General features: G+C 43.2%; 10 protein-coding genes and 3 tRNA genes. 3 read left to right on the top strand and 10 right to left on the bottom strand.

The genetic code is table 11. The annotated features are described in order from the left end of the window. From hupB to L2747_RS18295, 8 genes are all read right to left on the bottom strand, one after another. Positions 1 to 288, bottom strand: a complete 288-nt coding sequence (hupB, locus tag L2747_RS18330) for a nucleoid-associated protein HU-beta (RefSeq protein ID WP_220736800.1) — start codon at positions 286 to 288, stop codon at positions 1 to 3. A 253-nt stretch (positions 289 to 541) separates the two neighbouring features. Then, positions 542 to 2,887, bottom strand: coding sequence for an endopeptidase La (lon, locus tag L2747_RS18325; protein WP_249000445.1), 2,346 nt, complete (start codon positions 2,885 to 2,887; stop codon positions 542 to 544). A gap of 144 nt (positions 2,888 to 3,031) precedes the next feature. Continuing rightward, positions 3,032 to 4,309, bottom strand: a complete 1,278-nt coding sequence (gene clpX, locus L2747_RS18320; RefSeq protein WP_249000444.1) for an ATP-dependent protease ATP-binding subunit ClpX — start codon at positions 4,307 to 4,309, stop codon at positions 3,032 to 3,034. Between the two features lie 84 nt (positions 4,310 to 4,393). After that, positions 4,394 to 5,005 (bottom strand): ATP-dependent Clp endopeptidase proteolytic subunit ClpP, encoded by a 612-nt coding sequence (gene clpP, locus L2747_RS18315; protein ID WP_249000443.1) that lies wholly within the window; start codon positions 5,003 to 5,005, stop codon positions 4,394 to 4,396. An 89-nt stretch (positions 5,006 to 5,094) separates the two neighbouring features. Beyond that, a complete protein-coding gene (gene tig / locus L2747_RS18310; protein ID WP_249000442.1) occupies positions 5,095 to 6,399 on the bottom strand; it encodes a trigger factor in 1,305 nt (434 codons plus the stop codon). A 255-nt stretch (positions 6,400 to 6,654) separates the two neighbouring features. Continuing rightward, positions 6,655 to 6,730, bottom strand: a tRNA-His gene (locus L2747_RS18305). Positions 6,731 to 6,738: 8 nt separating this feature from the next. Next, a tRNA-Arg gene (locus L2747_RS18300) sits at positions 6,739 to 6,815 on the bottom strand. Between the two features lie 63 nt (positions 6,816 to 6,878). Continuing rightward, positions 6,879 to 6,955: transfer RNA gene (locus L2747_RS18295), tRNA-Pro, on the bottom strand. Between the two features lie 459 nt (positions 6,956 to 7,414). On the opposite strand from L2747_RS18295, the gene folD reads away from it, so the two are divergent. Further along, positions 7,415 to 8,269, top strand: a complete 855-nt coding sequence (gene folD / locus L2747_RS18290) for a bifunctional methylenetetrahydrofolate dehydrogenase/methenyltetrahydrofolate cyclohydrolase FolD (RefSeq protein WP_249000441.1) — start codon at positions 7,415 to 7,417, stop codon at positions 8,267 to 8,269. Between the two features lie 108 nt (positions 8,270 to 8,377). On the opposite strand, the gene cysS is transcribed toward folD, so the two are convergent. Further along, a complete protein-coding gene (gene cysS, locus L2747_RS18285; RefSeq protein ID WP_249000440.1) occupies positions 8,378 to 9,757 on the bottom strand; it encodes a cysteine--tRNA ligase in 1,380 nt (459 codons plus the stop codon). 313 nt (positions 9,758 to 10,070) lie between these two features. Here cysS and L2747_RS18280 point away from each other — a divergent pair, with 313 nt between their 5' ends. Together L2747_RS18280 and L2747_RS18275 are read left to right on the top strand one after the other, a co-directional pair. Continuing rightward, on the top strand, positions 10,071 to 10,565 hold the full coding sequence (locus L2747_RS18280) for a peptidylprolyl isomerase (RefSeq protein ID WP_249000439.1): 495 nt from the start codon (positions 10,071 to 10,073) through the stop codon (positions 10,563 to 10,565). A 10-nt stretch (positions 10,566 to 10,575) separates the two neighbouring features. Further along, on the top strand, positions 10,576 to 11,292 hold the full coding sequence (locus L2747_RS18275) for a UDP-2,3-diacylglucosamine diphosphatase (RefSeq protein WP_249000438.1): 717 nt from the start codon (positions 10,576 to 10,578) through the stop codon (positions 11,290 to 11,292). Between the two features lie 44 nt (positions 11,293 to 11,336). Here the strand turns inward: L2747_RS18275 and miaE are convergent, their stop codons facing one another. Continuing rightward, complete coding sequence (gene miaE / locus L2747_RS18270; protein ID WP_283107346.1) at positions 11,337 to 12,137, bottom strand: tRNA isopentenyl-2-thiomethyl-A-37 hydroxylase MiaE; 801 nt, start codon at positions 12,135 to 12,137, stop codon at positions 11,337 to 11,339. Between the last annotated feature and the right edge of the window lie 122 nt (positions 12,138 to 12,259).

Below are 12,259 nucleotides of genomic sequence, written 5' to 3'. Positions count from 1 at the left end.
TTAGTTAACAGCGTCTTTTAGAGCTTTACCAGCTTTAAATGCTGGAATATTTGCTGCAGCGATTTTGATCTCTTTACCCGTTTGTGGGTTACGACCAGTGCGCTCTGCACGTTGACGCACTTCGAAAGTACCGAAACCAACAAGAGCAATCTTATCGCCTTCTTTAAGGCCGTCAGTAACAGCGCCGATGAAAGAGTCTAATGCACGGCCAGCTGCCGCTTTAGAAATGTCAGCACCAGAAGCGATTTTCTCGATTAGTTCAGATTTGTTCATGTCATCCCCTTGAATGTAATTTGTGCGCCGCACCCAAATTCTTGTCTAGAGCGGTCTGCGGAGGCTTTTTATAACAAGCTTAGAACCAAAGTTCAAGCCTTATAGGAAAACCAAATAAATAAATTAGGATACTACTCAAAACCAGTCACTCCAAGGGCTGGAGCGACTGACTCTCCACAGACTTAGGCTACCACAGCTTGATACAGAGGTAAGCCCTTTTTACTGTTTTTTTAAAGCATTCCTGCAATTTATTGCGTTAGTCCACGTTTTAAACTACTTCGAAGCCTTCAACTGGTCGTTCAAGCGCCAATTTCAGTACTTCATCTACCCATTTCACAGGATGGATTTTTAGATCTGCTATCACATTTTGTGGGATTTCTTCTAAATCACGTTCATTTTCTTTTGGAATAAGAACAACTTTAGTTCCACCGCGGTGTGCAGCTAGTAATTTCTCTTTCAGGCCGCCGATCGGTAAAACTTCACCACGAAGAGTGATCTCACCAGTCATTGCCACATCGGCACGAACAGGATTACCCGTTAGGCTAGATACCAGTGCAGTACACATTGCCGCACCCGCTGATGGACCATCTTTAGGCGTTGCACCTTCAGGTACGTGCACGTGAATATCGCGCTTCTCATAAAAATCAGGGTTAATACCTAATTGTTCAGCACGGGCACGAACAACCGTCATTGCAGCTTGAATTGATTCCTGCATTACATCGCCTAGCGAGCCGGTATAAGTCAATTTACCTTTACCTGGTACTGAGGTCGCCTCAATAGTCAGTAAATCACCACCAACCTCTGTCCACGCCAAACCTGTCACTTGACCAATCTGGTTGTTAGACTCTGCTTTACCGTAATCACAACGCTGTACACCTAAGAAAGATTTCAAATTTTCTTGGTTAACTTCAATATGTTTAATGCTCTTATCAAGCAAAATGTTCTTAACCACTTTACGGCAGATCTTTGAAAGTTCACGCTCAAGTGCACGCACACCGGCTTCTCGGGTGTAGTAACGAATAATGCCAATAATTGCACTATCATCTACCGTCACTTCCTTAGCCTTAAGACCATTGCGCTCAATCTGCTTAGGCAATAAATGCTGCTTAGCGATATTGAGTTTCTCATCTTCGGTATAACCCGATAGGCGAATGACTTCCATACGGTCCAATAGCGGACCTGGAATATTCATCGAGTTAGACGTTGCCACGAACATCACATCAGACAAGTCGTAATCGACTTCCATGTAGTGATCGCTAAACGCTGAGTTCTGCTCTGGATCTAATACTTCAAGTAGTGCTGACGCAGGGTCGCCACGCATATCGCTACTCATCTTATCGATTTCATCAAGCAAGAATAATGGGTTTTTAACGCCCACTTTAGACATCTTCTGGATCACTTTACCCGGCATAGAGCCAATATAAGTACGACGATGTCCACGGATCTCCGCTTCATCACGCACGCCGCCTAAGGCTACACGCACATACTTACGGCCTGTCGCTTTCGCAATAGACTGACCTAGTGAAGTTTTACCTACACCTGGTGGCCCAACTAAACACAGGATTGGACCTTTAAGTTGCTTAACACGGCTTTGAACCGCTAAATACTCTAAGATGCGCTCTTTAACTTTCTCAAGACCGAAGTGATCGGTATCAAGTACATCTTGCGCTTTCGCTAAATCACGTTTGATTTTCGAGCGTTTATGCCAAGGCACAGACACCATCCATTCAACGTAACTTCTCACCACTGTCGCTTCAGCTGACATTGGTGACATCATTTTTAACTTATTAAGTTCAGCAGAAGCTTTTTCCTTCGCCTCGCTAGGCATTTGTGCTTCTTCAATCTTTTTCGCTAAGCTTTCAAACTCATCATGAGACTCATCAATATCACCAAGTTCTTTTTGAATGGCCTTCATCTGCTCATTCAAATAGTACTCGCGCTGACTCTTCTCCATCTGCTTCTTAACACGGCTACGAATACGTTTTTCAACCTGTAGTAGGTCAATTTCCGCTTCCATCATCGCCATTAAGTATTCGATACGCTCGCTTACATTTACCATTTCAAGCACAGACTGTTTGTCTTCAAGCTTAAGTGGCATGTGAGCCGCCATAGTATCAGCAAGTCTAGCCGCTTCATCGATGCCTGATAATGATGTTAATACTTCTGGTGGGATCTTTTTGTTTAGCTTGATATAACCTTCAAACTGACCAACAGCAGAACGTACCAGCACTTCCTCTTCTTTCTCTGAAAGAGGCTCAGACTCGAGATAGTGAGCAGTGGCTTGGAAGATATCATCTTGTTCTGAATAATTGTCGATACGCGCACGTTGACCACCTTCCACTAATACCTTTACGGTACCGTCAGGCAATTTCAATAGCTGTAGTATCGAAGCTACAGTACCAACATCAAAAATGTCGTCACTGGTAGGATCGTCTAACTCAGCATCACGCTGAGCGACTAAAATAATTTGCTTATCTTGCTCCATTGCTTTTTCTAAGCAACGAATAGATTTCTCTCGACCGACGAATAACGGAATTACCATATGGGGATAAACCACCACATCTCTGAGTGGTAGTACGGGTAGTTCGATTCGCGCATCACGCTCTAGGGTCATAGCTCGATTCCGTTTTTTATGATTACTAATGAGTATATTGGGATGATTAGATAGGTTTCAATGGTGAAAAAGAATTAATTAAAGAAGTGTACAAAAAAGGAGCCATATAGGCTCCTTTTAATCTATCTAACTGTAGATGATAGTTTATTCAGCGGTCGCTGCTTGTGTTTCGTTGTTAGCGTAAATCAAAATAGGGGTTGATTCACCTTTTACTACTGATTCATCGATAACTACTTTAGCTACATCGTTCGTTGATGGTAAGTCATACATGATATCAAGCAGAATGCCTTCAACAATTGAACGAAGACCACGTGCGCCCGTTTTACGAGTCTGTGCTTTAAGCGCAATAGCCTTAAGCGCATCTTCTCTAAACTCTAAATCCACGCCTTCCATCTCAAACAATGCAGCATACTGTTTAGTAATTGCATTTTTTGGTTGAGACAGGATTTGGATTAACGCTTCATCATCTAGTTCAGCGAGCGTCGCAAGTACTGGTAGTCGACCAATGAACTCTGGAATTAGACCAAACTTCACTAAATCTTCAGGCTCTACTTGTAAAAGTCTGTCAGAGATATTTTTCTTATCTGCTTCACCTTTTACTTGCGCGCCAAAACCAATACCGCTACCTACGTGTGCACGTTGCTCGATAACTTTTTCAAGACCAGCAAACGCACCACCACAAACAAACAAGATCTTAGAAGTATCAACTTGTAAAAACTCTTGTTGTGGATGCTTACGACCACCTTGTGGTGGAACCGCTGCCACCGTACCCTCGATTAACTTCAGCAATGCTTGCTGTACGCCTTCACCGGACACATCTCGAGTAATTGACGGGTTATCAGACTTACGACTGATTTTATCAATTTCATCGATATACACGATTCCACGCTGCGCTTTTTCTACATCGTAGTCGCACTTTTGCAGTAGCTTTTGAATGATGTTCTCAACATCTTCACCTACATAACCGGCTTCGGTTAAGGTAGTCGCGTCAGCCATAGTGAATGGCACATCTAGAAAACGTGCAAGCGTTTCTGCAAGTAGCGTCTTACCACTACCTGTAGGGCCTATAAGCAAGATGTTACTTTTACCTAATTCAACGCCGTCCTTTGGACCTGCATTTCTTAAGCGCTTGTAGTGGTTATACACAGCTACAGATAACACTTTCTTAGCTTTATCTTGACCGATAACGTAATCATCTAAATGCGCACGCAGCTCATGAGGTGTCGGCAATCTGTCCTGATCTTGTTTCGGTGAAATCTCTTTGATTTCTTCTCTAATAATGTCGTTGCAGAGTTCAACACACTCATCACAAACATATACTGAAGGTCCAGCGATGAGTTTTCTTACTTCATGCTGGCTCTTTCCACAAAAAGAGCAGTACAGCAATTTTCCGCTGTCACCGTTACCTTTGTTTTCACCCATTACTTTACCTCTGTTTGCAGTCAAACTACTGCTTGGATCTTTTCAATACAACTTCTTTGAGCATAGCTCAGAGGAGCGTAAAAATCAGTCTCGTTTTGTCATCACTGAATCGACTAATCCGTATTCAGCAGCTTCAGTAGCACTCATAAAGTTATCACGGTCAGTATCACGTTCAATCACTTCTAGAGACTGGCCAGTATGCTCAGCAAGCATAGTATTTAGCTTGTTCTTGATCCCCAAAATCTCTTGAGCATGAATAGCGATGTCTGATGCTTGACCTTGGAAACCGCCTAATGGCTGATGGATCATCACTCGTGAGTTTGGTAAGCAATGGCGTTTACCTGGCGCTCCACCTGCAAGTAGAAATGCGCCCATGCTCGCCGCTTGACCAATACATACTGTACTCACGTTCGGCTTAATGAACTGCATTGTATCGTAAATTGCCATACCTGCAGTCACGCTGCCACCAGGTGAGTTAATGTATAGGTAGATATCCTTATCTGGGCTCTCTGACTCCAAAAACAGTAACTGAGCAACGATAAGGTTAGCCATATGTTCTTCAACTTGACCAACAAGAAAGATTACTCGCTCTTTTAATAGACGAGAATAAATATCATATGAACGTTCACCTTTAGCTGTCTGTTCAACAACCATAGGAACGAGTGCGTTAAGTACTGATTCTGGCGCTTTGTGCATGATTAACTTCCCTAAATAAAAATGGCCCGCATGAGGAACCTCATACGAGCCATTATAAATGGCTAATAGCCATTTAAGTCAAGCGATGGTTACGCGCGACCTGTAGCCTTGTTCATAAATTCTTCAAAGTTGACTGCTTTTTCAGTCAAAGTTGCAGTTTTTAGCAAAGCTTCAACAGCTTGCTCTTCTAGAGCAACGTTGCGCATGTTTTGCATAAGCTCTTCGTTACCGTTGTAGTAAGCTACAACTTCACTTGGATCTTCGTAAGCAGAAGCCATAGAAGCGATCAAACCTTGAACGCGTTCATCTTCAGCTTTTAGCTCGTTTGTTTTGATCACTTCGCCAAGTAGTAGACCTACTTTAACGCGACGTGCTGCTTGCTCAGTGAACAGATCAGCTGGAAGCTCAGGCATGTTAGCCGCTTGGTCACCGAAACGTTGCATAGCTTGCTTGCGCAATACTTCTACTTCGCCTTCGATTAGTGCTGCAGGCAATTCGATGTCGTTTTGCTCAACTAGACCATTAAGAACTTGCTCTTTAACGTTTGCTTTAAGCGCTTGCTCAAGTTCACGGCTCATGTTCTTGCTGATTTCGCCGCGTAGTGCGTCGATGCCACCTTCGGTAATACCGAATAGTGTAGCGAACTCGTCGTTAACTTCTGGAAGGTTAGCCGCTTGAACTTCGTTAAGAGTAATAGCGAAAGTCGCTACTTTACCCTTTAAGTTTTCAGCATGGTAATCTTCAGGGAAAGTCACTTCGATGTTAAACTCTTCACCCGCTTTGTGACCTTCAACGCCAGACTCGAAGCCTGGGATCATACGGCCGCTGCCTAGTTGAAGTTCGAAATCGTCAGCTTTGCCGCCTTCGAATTCTTCACCATCGATTGAACCAACGAAGTTGATCTTAGCTTTGTCACCTTCAGCCGCTGCGCGGTCAGCTACTTCGAAAGTAGCGTGTTGGTTACGTAGCGTTTCAATCATAGCATCAACGTCTGCTTCAGTAACTTCAGCAGTAGGCTGTTCAACAGTGATTGACTCAAGACCTTTAAGCTCTACTTCTGGGTAGATTTCAAAAGTAGCAACAAACTCAAAGTTTTCGCCTTCAGTTGAACCAGGAGTTAATGTCGGTGCGCCAGCTGGGTTTAACTTCTCAGCAATGATTGCTTCAACGAAGTTACGCTGCATCACTTCACCAGTGATATCTTGACGAATAGCTTTACCATAACGCTTATTAATAACGCTTACAGGTACTTTTCCTGGACGGAAACCTGGGATACGGGCACGCTTAGCTTCGCTTTTTAATGCTTCTTTAACAGTGTTCTCAATCTGCTCAGCAGGTACAGAAATTGTTAGGCGACGCTCTAAGCCTTGTGTGGTTTCAACAGAAACTTGCATTTTTTTACCTCGAAATATGTCTATCGTCCTTTGCAATAGTCGAAAACTCAACTATTCAGGTATTCGTTTCTTGATCCATAAATTTAACCAAAATGCCCATAAATACTGACGATCGGCACAGGTATCTTTTAGTTGATAATTATCAAGACGCGACATTATAGCTATGGAATGCGCCAGAGTCGAGCCTCAAAGCGTGATTTACAGGCGTAAAAAAAGCGACCTAGGGTCGCTTTTTTTACTTCTTTACAGAATGAGTGGGGTGACTGATGGGGTTCGAACCCACGACAACCGGAATCACAATCCGGGACTCTACCAACTGAGCTACAATCACCACAAAAATGGTACGCCCGGCAGGATTCGAACCTGCGGCCACCCGCTTAGAAGGCGGGTGCTCTATCCAACTGAGCTACGGGCGCTCGGTAATGAAAATAAATTCATTTCCTGAACTGGGCAACTAACGTTCCACGTTAGTTTAAATATGGTCGGTGATAGAGGATTCGAACCTCTGACCCTCTGGTCCCAAACCAGATGCGCTACCGGGCTGCGCTAATCACCGAAATTGTGAAACCTAATGTAAAGTACGTTTTCACGCTGGGATACTCTTTACTGTTTCTGGCCCTCAAGGACAACAACTTGCTGCTCGGTGAGGACGGAGCGCATAGTACCCCCACACCTAAAAGTCGTCAACGACTTTCTTCAAAAAACTTACCTGCATGATTACTTTGCAAGCTAATAGCTTTCTGTTTAACCAATCAGCTAGAAATTGCATCAATATTAAGTAATTCAGTACTGATTTTCATTAATACGCGCCAATCAGCTTCTTACACTTATAAACGTTTAATGAAACATAACAATACGTCATTATAAATTAAATTACAGACTTCCCTATTATAGAATGCGATTATCCGTATATTAGAATTGATTGTTAATTGCCTTAACCAATGACAGTTTACGGCTCTCCTGCTAAAATGTCGCCGTTTTCCATTATCGCGCCGTATAAAGGACACCAACCCCAATGACAGCCCAAAATATCGATGGTAAAGCGATTGCGCAAACCATTCGAACGCAACTCAAAGATAAAGTAACCGCCCGCAAAGAGGCTGGTCAAAGAGTTCCAGGTTTAGCCGTAATACTTGTAGGAGCAGACCCAGCTTCACAAGTTTATGTCGGCAGCAAGCGCCGCGCCTGTGAAGAAGTCGGTTTTATGTCTCGTTCATACGATCTAGACAGCAGCACCTCAGAAGAAGCACTTTTGTCACTAATTGACGAATGTAACGAAGATCCAAGTATTGATGGCATTTTAGTTCAATTGCCGCTACCTGAGCATATTGAAGAATCAAAAGTCATTGAACGTATTCGTCCAGACAAAGATGTTGACGGTTTCCACCCATACAATGTCGGACGTCTTGCACAGCGTAGCCCTGTTTTACGCTCATGCACCCCGATGGGGATCATGACGCTGCTCAAGTCTACTGAAATTGATACCTATGGTTTAGATGCGCTGGTTGTCGGGGCCTCTAATATTGTCGGCCGCCCAATGGCACTTGAGCTTTTATTAGCAGGTTGTACGACGACTATCTGTCACCGTTTTACTCGTAACCTTGAAGATAAAGTTAGACGTGCTGATTTAGTCGTTGTTGCTGTTGGTAAACCAGGCTTTATTCCGGGTGACTGGATTAAACCTGGCGCAGTCGTTATTGACGTGGGGATTAACCGCCTTGAAAATGGTCAGCTTGTGGGCGATGTTGAATTTGACGTTGCCGCTCAGCACGCAAGCTTTATTACACCAGTTCCCGGCGGCGTAGGTCCAATGACCATCGCAAGCCTGCTAGAAAACACCTTATACGCTTGCGAGCAGTATCACGACTAACTACAGTCACCAGCTCTTTAAATAATACTTCTCAGTATATTTGAAAGATTAAAAAAGCCTGCATCTGCAGGCTTTTTTGTGTCTTGTCGTTCAACTTTTGGTAAAAAGTTACTTCTTACGCCAAGTCGTGCCTTCTGGGCCGTCTTCTAGAATCACACCTAATGCATTCAAACCATCACGTGCAACATCAGCTGCAGGCCAGTCTTTTTCTGCACGGGCGCGATTACGCTCGACAATTAAAGCTTCGATCTCAGCAACTTCATCATCGCTACCTTCTCCCTTAAAGAAGGTATCAACGTCTTGGCCTAAAATACCAAGCACATCTGCAAGCTCTTTAAGCGCAACACCTAACGCAGAGGCTTTAGCCATATCAGTCAGCTTAAGACGGTTGATTTCACGCACCATGTCAAACAACACTGAATAGGCTTCTGGTGTATTAAAGTCATCATCCATCGCTGATTTAAACTTAGCGATAAACGCTTCAGCCGGCGCAGCCGTCACAGTTAAATCTAAATCTTTAAGCGCGGTATAGATGCGCTCAAGACCTGATTTTGCCTGCTTTAGGTTATCTTCTGAGTAATTAAGCTGGCTACGATAATGACCAGACAACAAAAAGTAACGCACAGTTGCCGCATCGTAATGGCCTAACACGTCACGGATAGTGAAAAAGTTATTCAAAGATTTTGACATCTTTTCTTTATCAACCATCACCATACCCGTATGCATCCAGTAATTTACATACGGTGTATCGTGAGCACAGCATGACTGCGCGATTTCATTTTCATGGTGTGGGAACTGCAGATCAGAACCGCCGCCATGAATGTCGAAGTGATTACCTAGATGTTTGCTGTTCATTGCTGAACATTCAATGTGCCAACCTGGACGACCTGGTCCCCATGGCGATTCCCAAGTTGGCTCGCCTGGCTTAGACATCTTCCACAATACGAAATCCATTGGATCGCGCTTGGCATCTTCAACTTCTACGCGAGCACCCGCTTGTAGCTGTTCAAGATTCTGGCCAGACAAACGGCCATATTCAGGGAATGAAGAAACACTAAATAGTACATCACCGTTCGAAGCTACATAGGCATGCTCACGCTCGATAAGCTTTTCAACCATGTCGATGATTTCTGGCATATGCAATGTTGCACGAGGCTCATTATCAGGGCGCGCCATATTAAGTGCATCAAAATCACGGTGCATCTCTGCAATCAAACGCTCAGTTAAATCGTCACAACTTTCATTGTTTTCGTTAGCGCGTTTAATAATTTTATCGTCTACGTCAGTAATATTACGTTGAAAATTAACATCGTAACCGCTGTATCTTAAGTATCTAACAATCATGTCGAAAGATACAAATGTACGCCCATGGCCAATATGACATAAATCATAGATGGTCACCCCACACACATACATGCCAACCTTTCCTGGTTGTAATGGCACAAACTGCTCTTTTTGGCGGGTAAGACTATTGTAAAGCTTCAACATTGATTATTCTCTTCAACGGCTATCTGTAAAAATGTGTTGTTCAGTCTACCATTGCAAAAGTCGCTGTTCCAAGCTGTTTTCGTGTCGAGAGTTCGCAAAAATGATTAGATAAGCAGGATCTAGGCAAGTTTATAATCCAAGCCTTGCTAACCTGAAGCCACAATCCCTGTCTAGTTGTCTAAATTCAGTACAAACACAGGCTAAAAGCAGTGGTTAATTCACTAAGCTAAACACTCAGAGCTTTATGGCATAGGGCAATTACGTTAGAATCCAGCCATAATCGACAACGTACTAAATAACGAGAGTTTTAAATATGATTACATTGCACACTAACCACGGCGAAATCAAGCTAGCCCTAGATGCTGAAAAAGCACCAAACACTGCGGCTAACTTCGTAAAATATGTCAAAGAAGGCTTCTACGATGGTACTGTTTTCCATCGTGTAATTGACGGTTTCATGATCCAAGGCGGTGGCTTCACTGAAGATATGGGCCAAAAGCGCACTAACGAAACAATCGAAAACGAAGCAAACAACGGTTTATCGAATAAAATCGGTACTATCGCTATGGCTCGCACGTCAGATCCACACTCTGCGACAGCTCAGTTCTTCATCAACGTTGGCGACAACACTTTCCTAGACTTTAAGTCTGAGTCAGCTCAAGGCTGGGGTTACTGCGTATTTGGTGAAGTTGCTGAAGGCATGGATATTGTTAACAAGATCAAAGCTGTTAGCACTGGTAACCGTGGTATGCATCAAGATGTTCCTCTTGAAGCTGTTGTCATCGAAAAAGTAACCATCGAAGAGTAATATTATTTCGATGCGTACTTTATTTGTGGGCGATTTGCACTTAAGTGCCGATCGCCCCGATATTACCCAAGCCTTTCTTAAATTTCTCGAGACTCAACTTCACGATACTGATGCCTTATATATCTTAGGCGATCTGTTTGAAGTCTGGGTGGGTGATGATATTGCAGAGCCTTTTGCAAATGAATTAGCTAATGCAATTAAAAAAGCATCTCTAAAACTGCCTATCTTCTTTATCCACGGTAATCGAGATTTTTTGATAGGGAATCGTTTTGCCCAAGACTGCGGCATGACCTTGCTCCCAGAAATCTACACAATCGATTTATACGGGGTGCCAAGTGTGATCCTGCACGGTGACAGCTTATGTACACTCGATAAGGCTTATCAACGTTTTCGTCGATTCAGAAATCAAAGCTGGGCCAAATGGCTTTATGCCCATTTACCCAAGTCCAAACGCTTAGGTATTGCGGCAAAACTGCGTAGCAAGAGCCAGAGCAGCAATCAGCAAAAAAGTTACACCATCATGGATGTTGAACCGGATGCTGTAAACGAATTGCTTAAGGTTACAGATACTCAGCAAATGATCCACGGCCATACTCATAGACCAGCAATCCATCAGTTACCCAATGGTAAACGCCGTATTGTGGTCGGAGATTGGTATGAACAAGGCAGCATGCTAAGTGTTAGTAAAGACAGTGTAGAACTGATTGAACTCCCTTTCGGCAAGTAATCGATAACTTGCCGTTCTTTAGCTAATACTTACCTGCCCTTAGCTTAAGCTACTTCAGTGTTAACTGTATTTATAGGCGAGCCACTGTGAAACTTAAAGTCTGCATCATCAGCTAAAATCAGCGCTGCCTCTACTGTGGCAAAGTGGGTGACTCTATCACTGATATCGGTAGCTGAAATAGCCTGCGCTAGCGTTAGATAATCTTGATAATGGCGTGCTTCAGAGCGCAATAAGGAAATGTAAAACTTCTTTAGTTCCTCATCTAAATGCGGCGCCAATTTAGCAAAACGCTCACAAGAACGTGCTTCAATAAATGCACCAACAATTAGTTTATCGACTAAAGTTACCGGATCGTGAGTTCTAACTTGTTTCATCATACCTTTTGCGTAGCGACCCGCTCTGGCACTCTGATAGTCAATACCTCGATGGTGCATAATTTCTAACACTTGCTCGAAATGGTGGAACTCCTCTTTAATTAGTCGCACCATTTTCGCGATCAATTCTTCACTATGCGCAAAGTCACTACGTCCAACCAACTCTGCCGCGAGCTCATTCTTTTTACTATTACCATTTAAGAAGACTTCGACATTTCTATCTTGGCTATAAACGAAATCAGAATACGGTTTAGCCCAGTCTTGCAAAATCTTGCCACTTTGCTCGTCCACCGCATATTTACGTACCACAAACATCGCTGTTTGAGCTGCTTTCAGCTCACAATTACAATGATCAATTAGCAAACCTTTTAAGCGCTCAGGCTTTTTAGCTTCTTCAATCCAACTATCTGGAGTTTCACATTTTAGAAAGGAGTTAATCGGTGCTAATAATTGCTGTACAGCTGAGTTCATCTTGAGTCCATCAGGCATTGTTAGTGACACTATTTTATCAGCAATTCTCAGCACAATCCTAGCTTTAGACCTATGCTTAATTTGACAGGCTTGACTCTTAGCAGATTTTGTTCAATAAATAA

Source organism: Shewanella marinintestina, from assembly GCF_023283845.1.
Classification (GTDB): Bacteria; Pseudomonadota; Gammaproteobacteria; order Enterobacterales; family Shewanellaceae; genus Shewanella; species Shewanella marinintestina.
This window is presented reverse-complemented; position numbering and strand designations above follow the sequence as displayed.